Origin of the sequence: Streptomyces sp. NPDC101227, assembly GCF_044767545.1 — a bacterium.
Classification (GTDB): domain Bacteria; phylum Actinomycetota; class Actinomycetes; order Streptomycetales; family Streptomycetaceae; genus Streptomyces.
Genome location: NZ_JBIWOD010000003.1, coordinates 541209 through 563847 on the forward strand (window position 1 = coordinate 541209; position 22639 = coordinate 563847).

Sequence of the window (22639 nt, forward strand, 5' to 3'; positions counted from 1 at the left end):
CCCTCGAACAGGCAGCGATTATCCAGAGCCCGCCCGGGTCTGCACAGGCACTCCGGGACATCCGCCGGGCATCTCCCGGATGTCCACCGGGCGACCACGGCTACCGGATGGGCCCCCTCCGGTCGTACCCCCGCTCGGCGGGCCATTTCGGGCGGAACGCACCACGATGGAAGGACGCGAAGGGCGGCCGTGCCGAGGGGAGGGCCGCCCGAACCGAGGGAGACGCACATGGCGCAGGACACCGGCGCGGCCATACCCGGCGAGGGCCAGTCCCAGCGGACGGTCCTCGTCGCGATCGGCGCGCTGCTGCTCGGCATGCTGATCGCGGCGCTCGACCAGACCATCGTCGCCACCGCGCTGCCCACCATCGTCAGCGATCTCGGCGGCCTCGACCACCTCTCCTGGGTGGTCACCGCCTACCTCCTGGCCTCCACGGCCGCGACCCCGCTGTGGGGCAAGCTCGGCGATCAGTACGGCCGCAAGAAGCTGTTCCAGATGGCGATCGTGATCTTCCTGATCGGCTCGGTGCTGTGCGGCATCGCGCAGAACATGGGGCAGCTGATCGCCTTCCGCGCCCTCCAGGGACTGGGCGGCGGCGGCCTGATCGTGCTGTCGATGGCGATCGTCGGCGACATCGTGCCGCCCCGCGAACGCGGCAAGTACCAGGGCCTGTTCGGCGCCGTCTTCGGCGGTACCAGCGTCCTCGGGCCGCTGCTGGGCGGGCTGTTCGTCGACCACCTCAGCTGGCGCTGGGTCTTCTACATCAACGTCCCCATCGGCATCGTCGCACTGGCCGTCATCGCCGCCGTACTGCACATCCCGCACCGCCGCACCCCGCACCGGATCGACTACCTGGGCACCGCGCTCATAGCCGCCGTCGCCGCCTGCTTCGTGCTGATGACCTCCCTCGGAGGCGTGACGTACCCCTGGAGCTCCTGGCAGACCGTGGGAATCGGGGTGCTGGGCGTCCTCCTGCTCGGCGCGTTCCTCCTGGTGGAGCGCCGGGCCGCGGAACCCGTACTGCCGCTGCGGCTGTTCACCCTGCGCACGTTCACGCTCTGCGCCGTCATCGGCTTCGTCATCGGCTTCGCGATGTTCGGCTCGATGACGTACCTGCCGACGTTCCTCCAGGTCGTGCAGGGGGTTTCGCCGACGATGTCCGGTGTGCACATGCTGCCGATGGTGCTCGGCATGCTGCTCTCGTCCACCGCCTCCGGGCAGATCGTCTCCCGCACCGGCCGCTACAAGGTCTTCCCGATCGCCGGCACCGGCGTCGTGGCGCTCGGCCTGCTCCTGCTCCACCAGCTCGACCCGGCCAGCAGCGTCGCCGAAATGAGCGCCTACTTCTTCGTCTTCGGCGCCGGGCTCGGCCTGGTCATGCAGGTCCTGGTGCTCATCGTGCAGAACGCCGTCCCCTACCAGGACCTGGGCGTCGCCACCTCCGGCGCCACCTTCTTCCGCTCCATCGGCGCCTCGTTCGGCGTCTCCATCTTCGGCACGATCTTCGCCGGCAGGCTCGGCCCGCGGATCGCCCAGGCCCTCGCCGGGCAGCAACTGCCGCCCGGAGTCGACCCGGCGAAGATCGCCCAGGACCCGCGGACCGTCGCCCGGCTCCCCGCCGGCCAGGCCGCCGGCGTCCTCAACGCCTACTCCGTCTCCATCACCGACGTCTTCCTCTACGCCGTCCCCGTCGTCCTCGTCGCCTTCGCCCTGGCCTGGTTCCTCAAGGAGGAGCCGCTGCGCCGCAGCGTCACCGCCCCCGAGACCAGCGAGGTGCTCTCCTCCAACCCCGTCGAGCGGTCCTCGCGCGACGAATGCGCCCGCGCGCTGTCCAAACTGGGCAGCCTGGAGGGCCGCAAGCACATCTACGAGAAGATCACCGCGCGGGCCGGCCTCGACCTCAAACCGGCCGCCAGCTGGCTGGTGCTGCGCATCTACCGCTACGGATCGGTGGAGGCGGCGCTGCTCGCCGAGCGCACCAATGTGCCGTTCGGCGTGATCTCCGAAGGCATCCGTCAGATCGAGGTACGCGGCCTGGCCGAACGCGACGGGCTGATGCTGCTGCTCACCGACCGCGGACGCGAGGCGGCCGGCCGGCTCTCGGCCGCCCGCCAGGAATCACTGGCGGAACTGCTGGGTGACTGGTGGACCAAGGACCGCCCCACCGACCTGACCGAACTCGTGCGGGAGCTGACGGCGGAGCTGTGCGGCTCGGACGAGGAGGAGCCGCACAACGGCGACGCCCGCCAGACCGCACCCCACACACCGCGCGGCGCGCCGCGACCGCCGGGCCTGGCCAAGTAGCCGCCACCTAACCCAGCGGACCCGGCCCGCCCGGCCCGTTCAGCCGCTTCTCGAAGAAGATCTCCGCATAGACGTCGTCGTGATACGGCGCGATCTCGACGAAGCCGTGCCGCCGGTAGAGCGCGACCGCCTCCACCAGATCCAGCCGGGTGTCCAGCCGGATGCGCTCGGCGCCCATCCCGGCCGCGGCCGTCTCGGCGGCCAGCAGCAGCCCGCCCGCGCCGCCCAGGCCCCGGTGCGGGACCCGTACGAACAGCTGCTTGAGCTCCGCGGTCCGCTCGTCCAGCAGCCGCACCCCGGCACACCCCGCGGCGGCCTCGCCGCACCGGGCCACCAGCAGCACGCCGTCAGGGGGCGTCAGATGGTCCTTCGGGTACCCCGCCAGCCCCTCCGCGATCTCTTCGGGCGTCGCTCGGCGCCCCTCGTGCAGCTCGTAGTAACGGTCGGCGACCTCGGTGTAGTACTCCCGCAACAGCGCCCAGGCGTCCGGCGAGTCGAAGGGCTCGGCGCAGACGGTCCAGGGGAGCCGGCGGGCGGCGGTATCGCGCATGGCGACATTGTTGCCGCGGACGAGGAGCGGCGCGCAAGCGATTTCGGCGTGCGGCGGGGCCGGGCATCTCGTTCCCGGGTGGCGTGCCGATCCACTCTCATGCAGCCACCCGAGAAGCGATGCCTCAGGCGGCTCGGCCGGGCAGACCCGGCCAGTTCGACCCGATGGGCAGCGGGTACCCGTCATCCACCTTGTCCGCGGCGATGTCGTAGCGCATGTACTCCGCACCGCGGAAGAAGTAAGCCTTGCCGTTGTCCCACACGATGCCCGCGTCGATCCCCTCGCTCCACAGTCCCGGCCAGTGAGGGCCGATGGGCAGCGGGTACCCGTCATCCACTCTGTCCGCGGTGATGTTGTAGCGCATGTACTCCGCACCGCGGAAGAAATACGCTCGTCCGTCGGGCCAGAGGACGGCCGCGTCGATCCGATCGCCCCACAGCCCCGGCCAGTTGCCGGCGATCGGTTTCGGATAGCCGGGTTCCACGCGGTTGTCTGCGATGCTCCAGCACATGAACTCCGTGCCGCGGAAGAAATACACCTTGCCGTTGGTCCACGGGATTCCCGAGTCGACCCTGTCCCACAGGCCCGGCCAGTTGCCGGCGACGGGTAGCGGATAATTGGGGTGGACGACTCGGTCCTGCGCGACGTCGTAAGCCCGGTAGTACTTTCCGCGGAAGATGTAGGCATTTCCGTTGTTGTACATGATCGCCGCATTGAGATGGCCGTCGCTCCAGAGTCCGGGCCAGTTCTCCGCGATTGCTCGTGGATAGGCCGGGTCGGTCGTGTCCGTGGCGACTTCGTAGCCCGCGTACTGCCAGCCGCGGAAGAAGAATGCCTTGCCGTTGTTCCACATCACCGCGCCCTGGATCCCGTCTCCCCACAGGCCCGGCCAGTTGGGGGCGATGGGCAGTGGGTAGCCGGCCTCGACTTGGTCCGAGGCGATGTTGTAGCTCATGTACTGCTGGTCACGGAAGAAGTACGCCTTGCCGTTGTTCCACACCACGCCCGCGTCGACCCGGTCTCCCCACAGCCCCGGCCAGTGAGGGTCGATGGGCAGCGGGTAGCCGGCATCGACCTTGTCCGAGGCGATGTTGTAGCTCATGTACTGCTGGTCACGGAAGAAGTACGCCTTGCCGTTGTTCCACACCACGCCCGCGTCGACCCGATCTCCCCACAGCCCCGGCCAGTTGCCGGCGATCGGTTTCGGATAGCCGGGATCCACCCGCTGCGTCGAGGGGTTGTAGCGGTAGTACTCGCCGCCGGCGAACAGATACACATAGCCGTTGGGCCAGAAGACGGGAGCCGTCAGCATCCGCAGGCACAGCGTCTCGACGAAGTAGGCGAAGTTGTCCGCGTTGTTCAGCGCCGTGTCCGGCCTGGTATCAGCGAGCTCACGTGCGTCGTCCTCCCCGTAGACGAAGTCCTCGGTACCGACGGCTGCATGGCTCCACTCGTGCACGAAGGTCCCGAACTGCGACTCGGGACCGGTCGCCGGCGCACTGAAAAACAGCGAGCAGACATAGACCGTGTCGGATCCGAAGTGTGTGAAGGCCAGGGAGTCAGCCGGACAGCCGGACTGGCTCAGATCGTAGGTGACGCCCCTGTTCATCCAGGCCCGAATCGCGGAGAAGCGGTCTCGTACGGTCTGGAACCGGGAGGCGCTGTCCGCCCCGAACCACTCTGTGTAGAGAGTGTTGTCCGTCCGGCCACTCCAACCCGCCAGCTCGGCGATTGCCGCGTCCAGCCAGGCGCGGGCGTTGGCATCCGCGGCGAAGACTTCCTCAAACCCCGGAGGCAGCGGGAAGTCCGGCAGCCCGAGGTCCCGCTGGGCCGGATCCACCGTGAGCCGCCGGGGCCCGTCCTGTGGCTCTTCGCGACGCGCCCGCTCGCCGGCAGTGGGGCGTGCGCTTCCGTCCGGCAGGAGCTCGAACTGTGTGGTCACGGGATCGAGGGCGAATCCGCGGTGTTCCTTACGGGTACGCGCGGAAAGCGCCATCCCGACGTCCGGGATGGCATCGGCGAACTTCACCCGCAGGGTGACGTCGTAGGTGCCGGGTTCGTCCAGCGCGTAGGATTCCGAGATGTCGAGCTCTTCGATGATGGTTTCACCGGCGGCTATCGTGCGATAGGAATCCGGTGACGGGTCTCCGCGTCTTACGAAACGCCCGTCGTAGGGGACGACGCGGTCCCCGCATCGCACCTCCAGGAAATTGAAGACCTCGCACTCGAGGGGCGTATTCCAGACCAGCAGCCTGTAATCGGTGTCGCTCACGTTCTCGATCTCGAAAATGAGAGATACCGGTTCTCCCCGACGATAGGTCGGTTCTCCACGGAGTGTCAGGCGAAAGTCGTCGCGCATCGGTTCGGCTCCTTACGACGGAAGAGCGATCCCGGGAGTTCGGAAAGCGCGGACGGCCCGGCTCCGGACTGTGCTGAGGCTCCACCGACGGATGGCCGATCCCGCCGCTCTGAACGCAGATCATGCGAGGGCCACAGGCCTCTCATGTCCCTCTCCAGCATCGGTCAGGCCAGGTTGCCGCGCATCCCCAGCACATTGGCCCGCGGGACAGCGGGGCCGATGCCCGCGTCGGCCGCATCACCTGTCCGATCGGCGCTGGTGTTGAGTACACGTGAAGTTTTCGACTTCGGTGCCATGGGTGTCTGCAGGCGTTCCCCTCGCACCCGGCATCGGGACGTCGCTGCCGGAGGACACCCACACCGAGGACACGCAGACTTCACGGATCGGACAACGGCAGCGCCCCCGGCCAACGAGGCCGGGGGCGCCTGCACATCTGCTCGGCCGCCCGCCGTCGGCAGCCGGGGCCCTGGCCGAATTCCGCACGTGCAGCGACGAGCAACGTGCGTACAGATCGGCCGGCCACTTTCGTCGGTGTGCGGCGCATACCGGCGAGGCCTGACGGCGTCCGAAGCTAGGCGGTCTTCGGCTTGGCCTGCTGTACCACCTCGAACGACCACAAGGTAGATCCGCTGGCGGCAGGCTTCGGCCGGTCGCCGCCACCCTGGTGCGCCGCCTTCATGGGACCTTCCATCCACGCCTGGAACGACTCCTCGTCACGCCACCGCGTGTACACCAGGTAGTTGTCGGTTCCTTCGACCGGGCGGAGAAGTTCGAACCACTCGAAGCCGTCGGAGCTCTCCACCGAGTGGGCGCGGGAGGCGAAGCGCTTCTCCAGGACCTCCCGCTGCTCGTCAGGCACGGTCAGTACGTTGATCTTCACGATGCTCATGCCGACCATCGTGCCGCATGGCGCTCGCCGGAAGCCGACCAGGTCCGGGCGCCGCCGGCGGGCTCACCCGGGCGGCTTCAGCTGTTCGGTGACCCCGGCGACGACGCTTCCTCCGCCTGCGGCGCGCGCCCCGCGGGCGACGGCAGCCCACGACGCCGCCTGCGCCGCCGCAGCACCAGCGCGGTCACGACCACGCTCACCGACACCAGCGCCGCCGCCCCGACCACCGTGAGGAGCCAGGCCGGGATGCCGCCCACCTTCATCAGCACATAGGTGTAACGGACCTCCTGATACGGCGTATCGGCGGCCGCCCGCCGCAGTTCGTGGTCGCCGCTGATGCGCTCCGGCTGCGGAAAGCCCTGGTCGATGGCGGTCAGAAACGCCCCGTCGTCGCCCGCGAGACGACCGACCGCGGTCCCCTTGGGCTTGATCCGGCCCGCGAAGAAGACCTCCGGCTTCGCGCCGCCGATGCTGCTGCGCGGTTCCATCCGGTGCGGCGCCAGGACGTAGAGGCCCAGCGACTGCGGCGTCCTGGCGAGCCGGGACAGGCGCATGGGATAGACCAGCCGGTCGCTGGCGAAGGACAGATGCAGCGGATCGAGGGTGCCGTACAGATGTCCGTAGCGCTCGGAGGGGGCCAGCCGGATCGCGACGTACTCCCAGTGCTGCGCCACGTACGGGCGCAGTGCGGTCGCGAGGGAGTCGGGCAGCCGGAAGCCGTGGGACTTCAGCCAGCCGCGCAGCGCGTCGGGGTCGGTGGCGGTCAGCCGGGCCACATCGAACGGGCCCAGGCGCTCCCGGCCGACGACGCCGACGCCGGGGGCGCGGGCGCCGGGCATCGGGGCTTCGGCGGTGTCCCCGCCGCCCCACCGGAACGGCCAGTCGTTGCTGTGGGGCCAGAAGTAGGAGAGCTCCTTGTCGGCCGGCGCGGTGATCCCGGCGAGCTCACTGAACAGGGCGGAGTCGCCGAGCTTTACCGTTGCGCGGTGCGGCACCGGCATGATCCAGGCGGCGTCCGGGGCGTTCCCGCTCACCGCCAGGCTCATGACGATCTGTTCGGTCCTGCCGTCCCAGCGCACCACCGAGGTCTCCCGGTTCACCGACAGGGTGGTCTTCGGGTTCACGACCATCGCACCGCAGCCGCAGGCGTACGCCGGTCTGGCCAGCGACACCAGCTGCACGGCCAGCAGCATCAGCACCACCAGCACGGCCCTTCGCCGCCGCGCTCCACGGTGTTCCATGGCCACACTCACCGTCGTCCCCCGTTCGCTCCTCGCCGGTCGATGTGATCGGCAGCGATTCAGACGGGCGGGACGGTACGGCTGGTTCCCCTTTTCGGGTTCCGGCGGCCGCAGTTCGGGTTCCGGCGGGGCGGGGGCCTGCAGCGGCTGCGCGCGGTGCGCCCCGCTCGACACGCGAAGGCCGCCGGGAAACCGGCGGCCTTCCTGGGGGCGCGGCCCCGACGGTTACCGCCCGTCGGGGCGCGGGGGAGCGGACCCCGTGCGTACGGGGAAGCGCCCGGTCAGGCCGCGGATCCGACCTCGGCGCGGCGGGACGCGCGGACGATCTCGCGGGCCTCGGCCTCCGTCTCGACGGCCGGCGGCGAGCCGGGCAGCGGCTTGCGGGCACTCTCGGACATCCGCCAGACGGCGATGCCACCGATCACGGCCGCCGCCATCATGTAGTACGCGGGCATCATCTTGTTGCCGGTCGCCCCGATCAGAGCGGTGACCACCAGGGGAGTCGTCCCGCCGAAGAGCGAGACCGAGATGTTGAAGCCGATCGACAGCGAGCCGTAGCGGACCTTGGTCGGGAAGAGCGCGGGCAGCGCGGAGGGCATCGCCGCGGTGAAGCACACCAGCAGCAGCCCCAGCGCCGCCATGCCGAGCGCGATGGCGGCCAGCGAGCCCTGACGGATCAGCAGCAGCGCCGGCACGGACAGCACCAGGAAGCCGACGCAGCCCGCGGCGATGACCGGCCGGCGGCCGAGGCGGTCGGCCAGCTTGCCGGCGAACGGCTGCACGCCCATCATCACGACCATCACGCCGAGCACGACCAGCAGCCCGTGCGTCTCGTCGTACTTCAGCTCCGAGGTCAGATAGCTCGGCATGTACGACAGCAGCATGTAGTCGGTGACGTTGAAGACCAGGACCAGCCCGACGCACAGCAGCATCGACCGCCACTGACCGAAGATCATCTCGCGGATGCCGATCCGCTTCTCGGCCTCGCGGCGCTCCTTCTCCTTCGTCCGCGCCTCCTTCTCCAGCCGGGCGAAGGCGGGGGTCTCCTCGAGGCGCATCCGCAGGTAGAGGCCGATGATGCCCATCGGGCCCGCGATCAGGAACGGAATCCGCCAGCCCCACGCGTTCAGGTCGTGGGTGGACAGCAGTGCGGTCATCAAGGTGACCAGGCCGGCGCCGCCGACGTAGCCGGCCAGCGTGCCGAACTCCAGCCAGCTGCCGAGGAAGCCGCGCTTCTTGTCGGGCGCGTACTCGGCGATGAAGGTGGACGCGCCGCCGTACTCGCCACCGGTGGAGAAACCCTGCACCAGGCGCGCGACGAGCAGCAGGATGGGCGCCCCCACGCCGATGGTGGCGTACGAGGGGATCAGACCGATGGCGAAGGTGCCCGCCGCCATCATGATCATGGTGATCGCGAGGACCTTCTGCCGCCCGATGCGGTCGCCGAGCGGCCCGAAGACCATGCCGCCGATGGGACGCACCAGGAACGCCGCCGCGAACGCGCCGAACGTCGACAGCAGCTGCGCGGTCGGGTTCCCGGACGGGAAGAAGACATGTCCGAGGGTGACCGCGATGTAGCTGTAGACGCCGAAGTCGAACCACTCCATCGCATTGCCGAGGGCCGCCGCGGACACCGCGCGCTTGACCATCGCGGGGTCGACGACCGTGACCTCGTCCGACGCCCGCTTCTCCAGGTCTGGTGCGGCATCGGTACGGCTGCGGCCGTGGGAAAGGGGCCCGGGTGCGACGGGGGACTGCGTCGGCACGTGTTCGCTCGCCTGCGCTCTCTTGGACGACTGCATGACATTGCCCGCCGTGGGGTGACGGGGCAGAGCCCGCCATGGAATGACGGGCAAAGGTCGACCATAGGGGCAGAACGGATCATCACGGACAGTGCCCGGATGATCGCGCGGTCGGTCGCATACCCGCTCCTCGCTGGGCAAACGCGTGTGCCGGCGGATTTATACGGGACTTTCGTCTGTGATCCATCTCGCGGCGATTCACTGCAACCATCACGCTGTGTGACGCACGGCGCAGCGAATGCGGCGTCGAGCGCGCCGCCGGAAACGTGGAGACCATCTCCGAGTGACACCGAATGTCACCGGGTGCGCCGTTACTGTCACCGGGCGCATGGGTGAGGTCACCGGTTGCGGGCACGAAGACGGCGCGGCGGCGTACTGCGCCACCGCGCCGATGGATCGTCGCGCCCCTCAAGGATCGGCCATCCGCGCAGGTCCCGCCACCTGAGCGGCGGGCGGGGGTGATGCACCCGGAGGTGACGCATCCCCAGAGGTGATCCACCCCCAGAGGCGATCCACCCTCGGAGGCGTTCCGCTCCCGGATACGGAGCGGGCTCACGGCATCCACGCCTCGTACGACAGCACTTCCCCTGCCTTGATCCGGAAGTCGGGCAGATCTTTGGTGAAGGTGACCTCGCTGCCCAGGAGTTGCCCGCTCCGGGGGTCGAGGATGACCATCTGGCGGGTGGCGTTCATGCCGCCGTCCGGTCCGTCGTAGACATACGCCTGGCCCCGGCGCCCCAGCCGGTCGGTGACCGCCCCCGCCGGACGCAGTCCCTCCGCATCGGCCAGCAGCCGGACGACGGCCGCCGTCTCCCGCGGCCCCGGCGTCCATTCCTGACGCAACGAGGAAAGCGCGAGCAGCAGTTGCGGCGTCCTGGCCCCGGAATCCCCGTACAGCGCCGCGAGCATCTCGCGCAGCGCCTCGGGGTCGGCCGGCGGCTTCGTGCGGGCGGCGAGGCCGCGCCGCCCGCCCGCCGGGCCCGCCGGATAGGACTTGCGGTGCAGCACCTTGCCGTCATTGACGGTGCGCCAGCTGCCGCCGGTGTCGTCGATCACCGGGCGCCCGGGATGCCGGGGGTCGGTGGCCACGACGAGTTCGGAGCCGCTGCCGTCGGCGCGCCAGCGGGTAATGCGCTCCTCGGGCACGGTGACGGGCGGCGCGGCGCCGGGGCCCGCCTCCATGCTCAGATACCAGCTCTGCAGATGGCTGCCCCGGCGCGGCCCGTCCGCGGCACCGGCCGTCCGCGCCCTGGCCTCCGCCCTCCGGGCGACCTCGTCCAGCGATACGGAGTGGGCGCCGGCGCGCGGGGCGAGCGCGACGGGCACCGCGACGGCCTTTGCGGCGCCGGCGTCGGAGAAGGTGAACGCGAGCACGGCTCCGAGGGCGAGCACCGCCGCTTCGGCCCGCAGTACGAGGCGCCGCCGGGCCCGCTTCGTCCGCCGGCTGTGCAGCAGCCGGTTGAGGCCGCGCTCGGCGCGGGCGTGCAGCGGACGGTCCCGCCAGGGGCCTGCGCCCTCCGGTGCGGGGTTGGCCGCGCGCAGCAGATCCAGTTCGTCACTCATGGCCGGGGCCTCCTGCTCGTACGGACACGGTCATCCGCCTACGGTCGATCTCCGCGCGCAGCCGCCGCCGCGCCCGGTGCAGCCGCATGGCCGCCGCGCTCTGCCCGCACCCCAGGGTCACCGCCAGCTCCTCGACGGACAGCTCCTCCCAGGCCGTCAGCCGCAGCACCTCCTGGTCGGCGGGCGAAAGGCGGGCCAGCGCGTCGTGCACCCAGGAGCCGGGCCGCTCGGCATCCGGACTCTCCACCGTCTGCTTGCGGTGCGCCGCCTCGTGATTGCCGATCCGGTGCAGCAGCCGCCGGTAGCGCCCGAGGCCGCGCACCGTGTTGGCCAGACAGTTCCGGGCCACCCCGTACAGCCACGGCAGCGGGGCGTCGGGAAGTTCGGCGCGGCGTCTCCAGGCTATGGAGAAGACCTCCGCCACCACTTCCTCGACCTCGTGTGCCTGCCCGTCCAGCCGCCGCGCAACAAAGCGGCTGACCGCCCAGTAGTGCGCGCGATAGGCATCGGCGAAGGCGTCGTCCGTGCTCATGAACCGTTGGTGTCCGGCATGGCCCCGATCTTCACACCCGGGACCGGTGAATATTTCCGGGGTCCCGGACACCTACCGGGCATGACGGCCCTCACGACGACTCCCACCTCCCCCAAGTCCCCCGGGAAACGGCCCTCGGGGACCCGGCTGCCGCTGAAATGGCTCACGACCACCGACCACAAGACCATCGGCACGCTCTACCTGGTCACCGCATTCGCCTTTTTCTGCGTCGGCGGTTTGCTGGCCTTGCTGATGCGCGCCGAACTGGCCCGCCCCGGGCACCAGATCATGTCCAATGAGCAGTTCAACCAGGCGTTCACGATGCACGGCACGATCATGCTGCTGATGTTCGCGACGCCGCTGTTCGCCGGGTTCGCGAACTGGATAATGCCGCTGCAGATCGGCGCACCGGATGTCGCCTTTCCCCGGCTGAACATGTTCGCCTACTGGCTCTATCTCTTCGGCTCCCTCATTGCCGTGGGAGGCTTCCTCACCCCGCAAGGCGCCGCGGATTTCGGCTGGTTCGCCTACGCGCCGCTCGCGGACGCCGTGCATTCCCCCGGTATCGGCGCCGATATGTGGATCATGGGTCTGGCCTTCTCCGGCTTCGGCACGATCCTCGGTTCGGTCAACTTCATCACCACGATCATCTGCATGCGTGCACCTGGCATGACGATGTTCCGGATGCCGATCTTCACGTGGAACGTCCTGCTGACCGGTGTGCTGGTCCTGCTGGCCTTCCCGGTCCTGGCCGCCGCGCTGTTCGCCCTGGAGGCGGACCGTAAATTCGGTGCCCATGTATTTGATGCGGCAAATGGCGGAGCATTGCTCTGGCAGCACCTCTTCTGGTTCTTCGGCCATCCAGAGGTGTACATCATCGCGCTGCCGTTCTTCGGCATCATTTCCGAGGTCATTCCGGTCTTCTCCCGGAAGCCGATGTTCGGTTACATCGGTCTGATCGCGGCGACGATTTCCATCGCCGGTCTTTCGGTCACGGTCTGGGCGCACCACATGTATGTGACGGGCGGCGTGCTGTTGCCGTTCTTCTCCTTCATGACGTTCCTGATCGCGGTGCCGACCGGTGTGAAGTTCTTCAACTGGATCGGCACGATGTGGAAGGGCTCACTGTCCTTCGAGACGCCGATGCTCTGGACCGTCGGCTTCCTGATCACCTTCACCTTCGGTGGTCTGACCGGCGTCATCCTGGCCTCGCCGCCGATGGACTTCCACGTCTCCGACTCGTACTTCGTCGTGGCGCACTTCCACTACGTCGTCTTCGGCACGGTCGTCTTCGCGATGTTCGCCGGCTTCCACTTCTGGTGGCCGAAGTTCACCGGCAAGATGCTCGACGAGCGCCTCGGCAAGATCACGTTCTGGACGCTGTTCATCGGCTTCCACGGCACCTTCCTCGTCCAGCACTGGCTCGGTGCCAACGGAATGCTGCGCCGAATCCCCGACTATCTGGCCGCCGACGGATTCACCACCCTCAACACCGTCTCCAGCATCTTCTCCTTCCTGCTGGGCCTGTCGATCCTGCCGTTCTTCTACAACGTCTGGAAGACCGCCAAGTACGGCAAGAAGGTCGAATCCGACGACCCGTGGGGCTACGGCCGCTCGCTGGAGTGGGCGACCTCCTGCCCGCCGCCACGGCACAACTTCCATGCGCTGCCGCGTATTCGCTCCGAATCACCGGCATTCGACCTCCATCACCCGGCGATCGCACACGAGGTGGAGAGCGGAGTGCGCGGATGAGCGGGGTCGGGATATTGGGCCGAACGAGGCACGGAGAGCGCGGATGAACGACGGGCAGAGAACGCGGAGGAGAGATGGGCGAGGAATGCGGATGAGCGACACCGAGGCGGTCATCAACGAGATCGAGGGATATCTGCTCTGGGAAGCGGAAAAAGAACGGGCCCGCACTCGGGCCGACGCCTTCTGCGCGGGCCTGCCCTGGCTCACCGATACCCAGCGCAGCGAAGTGGAACGGCGCTATTGCCAGGACCAGCACCACGCCACCCAGGCCTACCTGGAGCGCATCGCCGCACGCAGCGCCGCCCTGCGCACCGAATACGACGGCGCGTACCAGGCCCTGCGGCGGCGTCTGATCACGGCATACCTCAGCGCAACGATGGCGGTGGCGGTCCTGGTGGCGCTGGTCGCCGCGGGGCTCACCGCGCGCTGAACGGTGCGCCCCGGGAAGCCGGGCGCCCGGGGCTCGACCGGAAGAAGCGGCAGGGCCCCGTCGGCGCCCCGTCAGCCGTACTGCACCTGCAGTTCCTTGACGCCGTTGAGCCAAGCGGAGCGGAGCCGGCGCGGATCGCCCGTCAGCGAGATACCGGGCATGGCGTCCGCGATGGCATTGAAGATCAGGTTGATCTCGAGCACCGCCAGGGATTTGCCGAGGCAGAAATGGGGCCCGCCGCCCCCGAATCCCAGATGGGGGTTGGGATCGCGGGTGATGTCGAAGACTTCCGGGTGGTCGAAGACCTCCGGGTCGTTATTGGCGGAGGAGTAGAAGATCCCCACCCGCTGGCCCTGTTTGATTTTTGCGCCGCCCAGTTCGGTGTCCTGGGTGGCGGTGCGCTGGAAGGAGACCACCGGCGTGGCCCACCGCACTATTTCCTCGGCCGCGGTATCGGGGCGCTCGCGCTTGTAGAGCTCCCACTGGTCGGGATGGGTGAGGAAGGCATGCATACCGTGCGTGATCGCGTTCCGCGTCGTCTCGTTGCCGGCGACCGCCAACAGGAGGACGAAGAAGCCGAATTCATCGGAACCGAGATTCCCGTCGCCCTCCGCCGCCACCAGACGGCTGACGATGTCCTTGGCCGGACACTCCTTGCGTGCCGCGGCGAGATTCATCGCGTACGAGATCAGCTCCATGGCCGCGTTGGTGCCGACCTCTTCGGTGATGGCCAGTTCGGGATCGTCGTACGCGATCATCTTGTTCGACCAGTCGAAGATGCGGGCCCGGTCGTCCTGGGGGATGCCGATGAGTTCGGCGATCGCCTGGAGGGGGAGTTCGCAGGCGATGTCCGTGACGAAGTCCCCGGCCCCCTTCTGCCGCGCCTCGTCGACGATCCGCGCCGCCCGGTGGCGCAGGGCGTCCTCCAGGGCGCGGATGGCGCGCGGGGTGAAGCCGCGCTGCACTATCTGGCGGACCCGGGTGTGCTCCGGCGGGTCCATGTTCAGCATGATCAGCTTCTGGACGTCGATCTGGTCGCGGGTCATGGACTCGTTGAAGCGGATGATCGAGGTGTTGAGGTTGGCGGAGAAGACGTCCGGTTTGGTGGACACCTCCTTGACGTCCTCGTGGCGGGTGACGACCCAGTAGCCGTCGTCGCCGAAGCCCGCGATGCCGTGCGGCTGGGCGTTCCACCACACGGGCGCGGTCGCCCGCAGCTGCGCGAACTCCGGTAGCGGGACGCGGGCTTGGTAGACGTCGGGGTCGGTGAAGTCGAACCCTTCGGGCAACGCTGGGCATGACATGGGCGACTCCTGGCCAATCTGGCATCCGAGAGTTCTGTCTGTTCTGGCGCAGTTCTGCGGTCTCTCCGAGGCGGTTCCTGGACGATTGAACGATTCTGACGGTGTCTCAGATATCGATCGCCGTGAAGGTAGTAACGAGTTCTACAAGTGGCAAGGGGTGTGACGAGACCTGTTGCCGACAAGGGTGGTGCACAACCCTTGCGCGCCGGGGTGAGGCTCATAAGACTGTTTGTAGAAGTAGAACGCGTACTAGTTCTTCTTCCGTGGGTGCCGGGACGCCCCGCGGACGCGAGGAGAGGACGAGTCAGTCATGGCCGCGGAACCCGTCATCGTCGAAGCCGTACGCACCCCCATCGGCAAGCGCGGAGGCGCGCTCGCCAACCTCCACCCCGCCTACCTCCTGGGCGAGACCTACCGCGAACTCCTCGCGCGCACCGCCATCCAGCCCGACTGCATCGAGCAGATCGTCGGCGGCACCGTCACCCACGCCGGCGAACAGTCCATGAACCCCGCCCGCAACGCCTGGCTCGCGATGGGCCTCCCGTACGAGACCGCGGCCACCACCGTCGACTGCCAGTGCGGGTCCTCCCAGCAGGCCAACCACATGATCGCCAACATGATCGCGGGCGGCGTGATCGACATCGGCATCGGCTGCGGCGTCGAGGCGATGTCCCGGGTCCCGCTGGGCAGCGGCTCCAAGCACGGCCCCGGCAAGCCCTGGCCCGACGAGTGGAACGTCGACCTCCCCAACCAGTTCGAGGCGGCCGAACGCATCGCCCGCAACCGCGGACTGACCCGCGAGAACGTCGACTCGCTCGGCCTGATCTCGCAGGAACGGGCGGCCAACGCCTGGTCCGAGGAGCGCTTCAAGCGCGAAACCTTCGCCGTCCAGGTCCCCACCACCGAGGAGGAACAGGCCGCCGGCCAGGGCATGTGGCGGCTGGTCGACCGCGACGAGGGGCTGCGCGACACCACCATGGAAGCGCTGGCCGGCCTCAAGGCCGTGATGCCGACCGCCGTGCACACCGCGGGCAACTCCTCACAGATCTCCGACGGCGCGAGCGCGGTGATGTGGGCCTCCAAGCGCATGGCCCGCGCCCTCAAACTCAGGCCGCGGGCCCGCATCGTGGCCCAGGCGCTGGTCGGCTCCGATCCGCACTTCCATCTCGACGGGCCCATCGACGCAACCCGCGCCGTGCTCGGCAAGGCCGGCATGTCCCTCAAGGACATCGACCTCGTCGAGATCAACGAAGCCTTCGCGTCCGTCGTCCTCTCATGGGCCCAGGTCTTCGAACAGGACCTGGCGAAGGTCAACGTGAACGGCGGTGCCATCGCCCTCGGCCACCCGGTCGGAGCCACCGGCGCCCGCCTCATCACCACAGCGCTGCATGAACTCGAACGCACGGACAAGGAATTCGCCCTGATCACGATGTGCGCGGGCGGCGCCCTCGCGACGGGAACGATCATTCAGCGGTTGTAGGGGACGTCGTCCCTGGCTGCGGCGGAGACATCCCCATCCTGCGGAGACGTGCCTGCCTGAGTCGGCGTCCCAGCCTGAGTCAGCATCCCAACCTGCGGAAAACCACAGCTGAGTTGGGTGGAAAACCGCATTCTCCGCCGCGCACGACCTTCGTACCGTCGAAGCATGACCAGAACACAGCGGAAAACATCGGCAGCAGCGAGCGGGAGTCGCTCCCTCACACAGGGACACGCATCGCAGCAACGCCCATCCCCTCGACGCCCCTCACCGCGGCGGGTGTCGCGAGGGCTGGCCGCGGGCGCCGCCATGGCGCTGGCCGCGCTCACCGCAGCCCCGGCCCTCGCCGCGCCGCCGGCCGTCGCGACGCCGGTATCGGCCGATGTCGCGACGGCCGTGCCGGGGCGCGACGCGGGGCGCGGGGCGTTACTCACCCTCACCCCGCTCGGCAGCCTGAACCGCGACGAAGTCATCGCCCAGGCACAAAAGGCAGGCCTCGATGCGGCCACCGCACGGCATGGCGTCGCCGCCTACCGCCTCACCTACCGCACGATCACACCGGACGGCCGCCCGACCACCGCATCCGGCCTGCTGGCCCTCCCCCTTTCCCGCCCTCTCGCCGCCGGCCGCCAACTCCCGACCGTCGTCCATGCCCACGGCACCCTCGCCTACCGCGGCTATGCGCCCTCGGTATCCGAGGGCCCCGACCGGACCGTTTCGATGCTCTACGCCTCAGCGGGCCGCGCCGCCATCGCCCCCGACTACCTCGGTCTCGGTACGAGCCCCGGCCGCCACCCCTACATGGACGCCCGATCCGCGGCTTCGGCTTCCCTCGACATGCTCCGCGCGGCCCGCTCCGCCGCCCCGAAGCTGGGCGCGGCGCTCGGCCGCAAAGTCTCCGTCACCGGCTTCTCGCAGGGCGGGCAGGTCACCATGGAGCTGGGCCGCGAGCTGGCCCGAGGCGCCGACCCCCACTTCCGCCTCGCCGTGCTCGCGCCGGTAGGCGGCCCCTACGACCTCGACGGCAGCGAACTCCCCGCCATGTTCGACGGCCGAGTCGATCCCCGGTCCGCCGTCTTCTACATCTCCTTCTTCCTCACCGCTCAGAACCGCCTGCACCCGCTCTACGCCGACCCGAGCGAGGTGTTCCGCGCCCCCTATGCCGACCGTGTGGAAGATCTCTTCGACGGCGCACACCCGGCGGAAGACATAGCCGGCAAGCTGCCCGGCCGCCTCGAAGACCTGCTGACGGACGCCTGGTACAAAAAACTCCAGCACCCTTCCGGTGCCCTGCTGCAGGTGCTGCACGCCAACGACCGCACCTGCGACTGGACGCCGGACCGCGACATACGCATCACCCTCTACACGGCGACGGGCGACCGGGACGTCCCCATAGCCAACGCACGCAGCTGCGCACGGGAACTGGCGAGCCGCGGCGCCAAGGTCAAGGTCGTCGACCAGGGTCGCGACGCCAACCACTACACCTCCTTCCTCCGCTCGGAACCGTCCATAGCCCGCTCTCTCCCCTTCATCGGCGAGTGAACATCTGGAGCGAATGTCCGGAGCGAACGCGAGGGGGCTGAACCGGTCCCAGGCCGCCCCGCAGCTGCGGGGCAGGGGCAGGGAGCGGGGGCAGTACGAGTGCGCGGGGTGTGTGCGGGGAACACCCCCCGGCACGATCTTCAGCGGGCCGAGTAGAGGAGGGCAGTGGCGGGCACAGTGGCCGCCGGCGTGCCTGCCGGCACAGCTGGGGAGCGCGCGGCACGGCCGGAACGCGGGCCACCATCCTGTCCCCAACGGCCCGGGACAGGCGAAGTGATCACGAGCCCGCTCTGCTCACTTGGCCTGACTGGCGAAGGAGGCCGGGGCGTCGAAGGCGGCACGGCGGGTGGCCCGGCGCAGGGCCTTGAGGATGGTTCCGCCGAGAGTGCAGGTCAGGATTACGGTGACCAGGGCTCGGGGGAGGTCCCAGCCGAGGGAGGTGGCGAGACAGTAGGCGAGGAAGCGGGTGAGGTTTTCGTTCAGCGGATCGCCGGGGACGAAGGAGACCCCTGAGGTCATCCCGGCGATATAGGGCCAGCCTTGGAGGTTCATGATCAGGCCGTAGAGGACGGCGGCGACCGCTCCGTAGGCGGAGAGCAGGGCGATTTCGCGGCGGCCGCGCAGGCTCCGCCAAGCTCTCGGCTTCTCCCTCATTCCCGGCTTCCCGCGAGCGGGGGGACCGCCATGAGCAGAGGGGGCCTCCATGGCCCCCGGGAGCAGACCGGCACCCATGGACACCCAGCCCATGGTCAGCATCTGGAAGGGCATCCAGGGGCCGACTCCGCCGGTCAGCAGCGCCGACGCGAACATCGCCACGGATCCCAGGACGAAGCCGAAGCCGGGGCCGAGCACCCGGCCCGCCAGCACCATCAGGAAGAACATCGGCTCGATGCCGGCGGTGCCCGCTCCCAGTGGGCGCATGGCGGCTCCGGCCGCTGCCAGTACGCCGAGCATGGCGATGGCCTTCGCGTCCAGGCCGCTGTCGGCGATGGTCGCCACGACGACGGCGAGCAGCATCGGCAGCAGCGCGGCGAACAGCCAGGGTGCGTCCTTGGAGTGGGCGAGCCCGGAGGCGGAGTCGGCGAGCAGCGGCCAGCCGAATGCCATCACGCCGATGGCCGAGGTGAGCGCCAGGGCGGCGACGGAGCGGGGCCCAAGGCGTATGGCCCGGGTCTGGCGGCCGGCGGCGGCCCGCCCAACGGGCCTTTGTCCGGGGTCCGGTGAGCCGGCCCGGGGCTCGCGTCCGGCGGGGGAGTCGGGGGCGGCCGGAGTCATGGCGTGGCCTCCAGGGCGCGGGCGACCTGGGGGACGGTCAGCCAGGGGAGGGGGGCGAGGACCTTGGCGACCTGAGGGGCGAAGGAGGGGGAGGAGACCACGACCTCGCTGGTGGGGCCGTCGGCGACGATTTCGCCGTCGGCCAGGATGACGACGCGATGGGAGAGTTCGGCGGCCAGTTCCACGTCATGGGTGGCCAGGACGATGGCGTGCCCTTCGGCGGCAAGGGCGCGAAGCACGTCGATCAGGCGGGCCTTCGCGGCGTAATCCAGGCCGCGGGTGGGCTCGTCGAGAAGGAGGAGAGGCGGGCGGGCGGTCAGGACGACCGCCAGGGCGAGGGCGAGGCGTTGGCCTTCGGACAGGTCGCGGGGGTGGACGGAGTCCGGAACGTCCGGCAGCAGCCGGGTGACGAGGTCGCGGCAGGTGCCGGCGGGGGCGGCCGCGTCGTGGTCGGCGGCGGTGCATTCGGCGGCGACGGTGTCGGCGTAGAGGAGGTCGCGGGGTTCCTGGGGGACGAGGCCGACGTGCTTGAGGAGCGTGCGGGGGCCGGTGCGATGCGGGGTGACGTCGCCGATGCGGACCGTGCCGGCGGACGGTTCGTGCATGCCGACGAGGGTGGTCAAAAGCGTGGACTTGCCCGCGCCATTGCGGCCCATCAGCGCGATGGTCTCGCCCGGTTGAACCGTGAGGTCCACCCGGTGCAGGGCATCAACCCGCCCGCGCCGGACACCGAGCCCCGAGACAACCACAGAGGAAGCGGCGGGGGTGGGGAGGGGGAGGGGGGAGGGCCCCCCGGAGGAGCCGACAGCGCCCGCGTCCCCCCTCGCGCCCCCACCCCCGGACCCACCGGCAGACCCCACAGGACCGGCAAAACCGGCAGGACTTCCAGAGTCAGCAGAACCGCCAGAACCGCCAGCCCCCGCCACCCCCTCCGGCGCCACCCCCGCCAGCCGCTCGCGGAGCGAGGCCGCCTTGCGCCGGGCGTCGCGTACGGACAGCGGCAGAGGGGACCAGTGGGCGAGCCGTCCGAGGGCTACCACCGGAGGGTGTACGGGAGAGACGGCCATGATCTCGGCGGGATCGCCCATCACGGGGGCCGCGCCGGGGGCGGGCAGCAGAATGACCTGGTCCGCGTACTGGACGACGCGTTCCAGCCGGTGTTCGGCCAGCAGGACCGTCGTCCCGAGGTCATGGACCAGCCGCTGGAGTACGGCGAGGACCTCCTCGGCGGCGGCCGGGTCGAGGGCGGAGGTCGGCTCGTCCAGGACCAGGACCTTGGGGTGGGTGGTGAGCACCGAGCCGATCGCCACCCGCTGCATCTGGCCGCCGGAGAGCGTGGCGATGGCGCGGTCGCGCAGATCGGCCAGGCCCAGCAGGTCCAGCGTTTCCTCGACGCGGCGGCGCATCACGTCCGGGGCGAGGCCGAGCGATTCCATGCCGTAGGCGAGCTCGTCCTCGACGGTGTCGGTGACGAAGTGGGACAGCGGGTCCTGGCCCACCGTGCCGACGACATCGGCCAGTTCGCGCGGCTTGTGGGTGCGGGTGTCACGGCCGTCGACGGTGACGCGGCCGCGCAGGGTGCCGCCGGTGAAATGCGGTACGAGCCCGCAGACGGCGTTCAGAACGGTGGACTTGCCGACGCCGGACGGGCCGACCAGGAGGCACAGTTCGCCCTCGGGGACGGTCAGGTCGATGCCCTGGACGGCGGGCGCGGCGGCGTCCCCGTAGGTGACCGAGACCTGCTCGAACCGGATCACTGGGTGGGCTCCTTCTTGAGCGGGGCGGAGGGGCGCGGCGCCCCGGTCACGGACCCGGTTTCCGCGGCGCGCGGCGGTTGCGTCCGCCCCCGGAGCCGCGCCCCGCTTCCCGCGCCGGGCGGCATCGGGGCGACGAAGGCGGGCAGCAGGCCGAGCAGGAGGGAGGCGGCCGGCCAGAGGGGGAGGACCGGGGCGGTCAGGGGGACGGCGGGCGGATGGAGGGCGGCGGGGGCGTAGGCGTTCGCCCAGAGCATCAGGGCGGCCACGGCGATACCCGAGCCGGCGACCAGGCAGGCGCGCGGGCCCCAGCGTTCGGGCCGGTAGCGGGTGCGGACGGAGCGGCGGCCGCCGAGCCACAGCCCCCCGAGCGCCGCCGCGAGCCCGGCGAGCAGCAGCGGCAGCCCGTACCCGGCGCCGGCGTCCGACAGCAGCCCGTACGTGCCGGCGCAAACACCGAGCAGCCCGCCGAGCGTGAGGACGGAAGTGGTGTGCCGCACGGCGGGCGGTACCTGGGCGCTGCGCCCGTAACCGCGCGCATCCATCGCCGCGGCCAGCGCCACCGACCGCTCCAGCGCGCCCTCCAGCACCGGCAGCCCCACCTGCAGCAGCGCCTTGAACCCGCGGTCGGGCCGCCCGCGCAGCCGCCGGGCAGCCCGCAGCCGCTGGACGTCGGCCACCAGATTCGGCGCGAAGGTCATCGCCACGACGACCGCCACACCCGCCTCGTACAGCGCACCGGGCAGGGACTTCAGCAGCCGGGCGGGGTTGGCGAGCGCGTTGGCGGCGCCGACGCAGATCAGCAGGGTGGCCAGCTTCAGCCCGTCGTAGAAGGCGAAGGCCAGGCCCTCCGCGGTGACCCGGCCACCGACCCGCACCCCCTTCGCCCAGTCGGGAAGCGGCACTTCCGGCAGCGTGACCAGGGTGTGCGTACCGGGGATCGGCGAGCCGAGGACCACGGCGAAGACCAGCCGGATGACGATCACCAGCAGACCGAGCTTGACGAACGCCCCGTAGGAGCGGGCCCAGGGCGCGTCCGTCCGGCGGGCCGCGACGACATAGCCGGCCACCCCGACCAGCAGCCCGAGCAGCAGCGGATTGGTGGTACGCGAGGCCGCGGTCGCCAGGCCGAGCGCCCACAGCCACCAAGCGCCGGCGTGCAGCGCGTTGCTGCGGGTCGCCTGCGGGGCGCTCATCCGCGCCGGCGGCGTGCCTGCCACACGGCGGCCGCGCCCAGTACGACGACGGCCGCGATGCCGCCGAGCAGCCCGGCGGACGGGCCGCCGCCGTCCCCGTCACCCTGCGCGTCCCCCGCCGCCTGCGAAGACGGCGCCGCGGAGGGTTTCTTCGCCCCGCTCACCTGGTCCGCGCACCCCGACTTCGGATAGCCGGCGATGGCGCACAGCAGCGCGTTGGGGTCGTAGCGCAGTTGCTTGGCGACCGCGGCCAGCGCCTCGCCGGCCGAGGCGTCCTCGGGCACCCGGGCGCACTCCGTACGGGCCTTGGGCGGCGTCTCGCCGTCGGGCGCGTCCGCCGCGGTGCCGAAGTCGATGACGATGCCGATCCGCTTGCTGCCGGACTTGGCGGGCGTGCCCTGGCACAGCGCATCGAAATCGGCGGCCGTGCGCGGCTTGCCTGCCGCGGCGGAGTCGGCGCTGACGGTGAACCGGAACCCCTGGACGCTGCCGTCGGCCGGGCGCGCGGTGGCCGGGCCCTCGGAGGCGTACGACCAGGCGCCGCCCTTGCTGTCCCAGAACGACCAGTAGCGGTATTCCTGCGCCTGCGCGGGCGCGGCCGCCAGCCCGGTGACCGCACCGGCCAGCAGCAGCGCGCCGGCCGACCTGCCGCGCCGCAGGGGACTCCTT

The 22639-nt window shown here is 70.1% G+C and carries 17 protein-coding genes; 5 read left to right on the top strand and 12 right to left on the bottom strand.

Going from position 1 to position 22639, the window contains the following annotated elements; translation table 11 throughout:
- Positions 1-228: 228 nt before the first annotated feature.
- On the top strand, positions 229-2304 hold the full coding sequence (locus ACIRPT_RS09270) for a DHA2 family efflux MFS transporter permease subunit (protein ID WP_403824454.1): 2076 nt from the start codon (positions 229-231) through the stop codon (positions 2302-2304).
- A gap of 7 nt (positions 2305-2311) precedes the next feature.
- Here the strand turns inward: ACIRPT_RS09270 and ACIRPT_RS09275 are convergent, their stop codons facing one another.
- The 7 genes from ACIRPT_RS09275 to ACIRPT_RS09305 form a co-directional block, all read right to left on the bottom strand.
- A complete protein-coding gene (locus ACIRPT_RS09275; protein ID WP_403824457.1) occupies positions 2312-2854 on the bottom strand; it encodes a GNAT family N-acetyltransferase in 543 nt (180 codons plus the stop codon).
- Between the two features lie 124 nt (positions 2855-2978).
- Positions 2979-5213 (bottom strand): hemopexin repeat-containing protein, encoded by a 2235-nt coding sequence (locus ACIRPT_RS09280; protein ID WP_403824459.1) that lies wholly within the window; start codon positions 5211-5213, stop codon positions 2979-2981.
- Positions 5214-5784: 571 nt separating this feature from the next.
- On the bottom strand, positions 5785-6102 hold the full coding sequence (locus ACIRPT_RS09285; protein WP_403824462.1) for an antibiotic biosynthesis monooxygenase family protein: 318 nt from the start codon (positions 6100-6102) through the stop codon (positions 5785-5787).
- A 77-nt stretch (positions 6103-6179) separates the two neighbouring features.
- Positions 6180-7343: a DUF2330 domain-containing protein gene (locus ACIRPT_RS09290; protein WP_403824465.1), complete on the bottom strand. Its 1164-nt coding sequence runs from the start codon at positions 7341-7343 to the stop codon at positions 6180-6182.
- A gap of 281 nt (positions 7344-7624) precedes the next feature.
- A complete protein-coding gene (gene proP / locus ACIRPT_RS09295) occupies positions 7625-9109 on the bottom strand; it encodes a glycine betaine/L-proline transporter ProP (protein WP_403824468.1) in 1485 nt (494 codons plus the stop codon).
- A 588-nt stretch (positions 9110-9697) separates the two neighbouring features.
- Positions 9698-10708, bottom strand: a complete 1011-nt coding sequence (locus ACIRPT_RS09300) for a CU044_5270 family protein (RefSeq protein WP_403824471.1) — start codon at positions 10706-10708, stop codon at positions 9698-9700.
- Positions 10701-11240: an RNA polymerase sigma factor gene (locus ACIRPT_RS09305; protein ID WP_403824473.1), complete on the bottom strand. Its 540-nt coding sequence runs from the start codon at positions 11238-11240 to the stop codon at positions 10701-10703. The genes ACIRPT_RS09300 and ACIRPT_RS09305 overlap by 8 nt, the downstream gene beginning before the upstream one ends.
- Before the next feature lie 81 nt (positions 11241-11321).
- On the opposite strand from ACIRPT_RS09305, the gene ctaD reads away from it, so the two are divergent.
- Positions 11322-12992, top strand: coding sequence for a cytochrome c oxidase subunit I (gene ctaD / locus ACIRPT_RS09310; protein ID WP_403824476.1), 1671 nt, complete (start codon positions 11322-11324; stop codon positions 12990-12992).
- Between the two features lie 91 nt (positions 12993-13083).
- On the top strand, positions 13084-13422 hold the full coding sequence (locus ACIRPT_RS09315; protein ID WP_403824478.1) for a hypothetical protein: 339 nt from the start codon (positions 13084-13086) through the stop codon (positions 13420-13422).
- 71 nt (positions 13423-13493) lie between these two features.
- Here ACIRPT_RS09315 and ACIRPT_RS09320 read toward each other — a convergent pair whose 3' ends face one another.
- Positions 13494-14726 carry a cytochrome P450 gene (locus ACIRPT_RS09320; protein ID WP_403824481.1) on the bottom strand — a complete coding sequence of 411 codons (1233 nt, stop codon included), beginning with the start codon at positions 14724-14726 and terminating at the stop codon, positions 13494-13496.
- A gap of 310 nt (positions 14727-15036) precedes the next feature.
- Between ACIRPT_RS09320 and ACIRPT_RS09325 the strand changes: the two genes are divergently transcribed.
- Together ACIRPT_RS09325 and ACIRPT_RS09330 are read left to right on the top strand one after the other, a co-directional pair.
- The gene (locus ACIRPT_RS09325; protein WP_403824484.1) at positions 15037-16206 is read left to right on the top strand and encodes a steroid 3-ketoacyl-CoA thiolase; all 1170 of its coding nucleotides are present in this window, start codon (positions 15037-15039) and stop codon (positions 16204-16206) included.
- Between the two features lie 276 nt (positions 16207-16482).
- A complete protein-coding gene (locus ACIRPT_RS09330; RefSeq protein WP_403824487.1) occupies positions 16483-17745 on the top strand; it encodes an alpha/beta hydrolase family protein in 1263 nt (420 codons plus the stop codon).
- Positions 17746-18039: 294 nt separating this feature from the next.
- Here the strand turns inward: ACIRPT_RS09330 and ACIRPT_RS09335 are convergent, their stop codons facing one another.
- The 4 genes from ACIRPT_RS09335 to ACIRPT_RS09350 are packed head-to-tail and all read right to left on the bottom strand — an operon-like array spanning position 18040 to position 22629.
- Positions 18040-19020 carry an ECF transporter S component gene (locus tag ACIRPT_RS09335; protein WP_403824490.1) on the bottom strand — a complete coding sequence of 327 codons (981 nt, stop codon included), beginning with the start codon at positions 19018-19020 and terminating at the stop codon, positions 18040-18042.
- Positions 19017-20777, bottom strand: coding sequence for an ABC transporter ATP-binding protein (locus ACIRPT_RS09340; protein ID WP_403824493.1), 1761 nt, complete (start codon positions 20775-20777; stop codon positions 19017-19019). The genes ACIRPT_RS09335 and ACIRPT_RS09340 overlap by 4 nt, the downstream gene beginning before the upstream one ends.
- Positions 20774-21970, bottom strand: a complete 1197-nt coding sequence (locus tag ACIRPT_RS09345; protein WP_403824497.1) for a CbiQ family ECF transporter T component — start codon at positions 21968-21970, stop codon at positions 20774-20776. The genes ACIRPT_RS09340 and ACIRPT_RS09345 overlap by 4 nt, the downstream gene beginning before the upstream one ends.
- Positions 21967-22629, bottom strand: a complete 663-nt coding sequence (locus ACIRPT_RS09350; RefSeq protein ID WP_403824657.1) for an SCO2322 family protein — start codon at positions 22627-22629, stop codon at positions 21967-21969. The genes ACIRPT_RS09345 and ACIRPT_RS09350 overlap by 4 nt, the downstream gene beginning before the upstream one ends.
- Positions 22630-22639 lie beyond the last annotated feature (10 nt).

Coding starts and splice junctions, on each gene's coding strand:
- ACIRPT_RS09270 (WP_403824454.1), top strand. CDS start 229: ATGGCGCAGGACACCGGCGCGGCCATACCCGGCGAGGGCCAGTCCCAG.
- ACIRPT_RS09275 (WP_403824457.1), bottom strand. CDS start 2,854: ATGCGCGATACCGCCGCCCGCCGGCTCCCCTGGACCGTCTGCGCCGAG.
- ACIRPT_RS09280 (WP_403824459.1), bottom strand. CDS start 5,213: ATGCGCGACGACTTTCGCCTGACACTCCGTGGAGAACCGACCTATCGT.
- ACIRPT_RS09285 (WP_403824462.1), bottom strand. CDS start 6,102: ATGAGCATCGTGAAGATCAACGTACTGACCGTGCCTGACGAGCAGCGG.
- ACIRPT_RS09290 (WP_403824465.1), bottom strand. CDS start 7,343: ATGGAACACCGTGGAGCGCGGCGGCGAAGGGCCGTGCTGGTGGTGCTG.
- ACIRPT_RS09300 (WP_403824471.1), bottom strand. CDS start 10,708: ATGAGTGACGAACTGGATCTGCTGCGCGCGGCCAACCCCGCACCGGAG.
- ACIRPT_RS09305 (WP_403824473.1), bottom strand. CDS start 11,240: ATGAGCACGGACGACGCCTTCGCCGATGCCTATCGCGCGCACTACTGG.
- ctaD (WP_403824476.1), top strand. CDS start 11,322: ATGACGGCCCTCACGACGACTCCCACCTCCCCCAAGTCCCCCGGGAAA.
- ACIRPT_RS09315 (WP_403824478.1), top strand. CDS start 13,084: ATGAGCGACACCGAGGCGGTCATCAACGAGATCGAGGGATATCTGCTC.
- ACIRPT_RS09320 (WP_403824481.1), bottom strand. CDS start 14,726: ATGTCATGCCCAGCGTTGCCCGAAGGGTTCGACTTCACCGACCCCGAC.
- ACIRPT_RS09325 (WP_403824484.1), top strand. CDS start 15,037: ATGGCCGCGGAACCCGTCATCGTCGAAGCCGTACGCACCCCCATCGGC.
- ACIRPT_RS09335 (WP_403824490.1), bottom strand. CDS start 19,020: ATGACTCCGGCCGCCCCCGACTCCCCCGCCGGACGCGAGCCCCGGGCC.
- ACIRPT_RS09345 (WP_403824497.1), bottom strand. CDS start 21,970: ATGAGCGCCCCGCAGGCGACCCGCAGCAACGCGCTGCACGCCGGCGCT.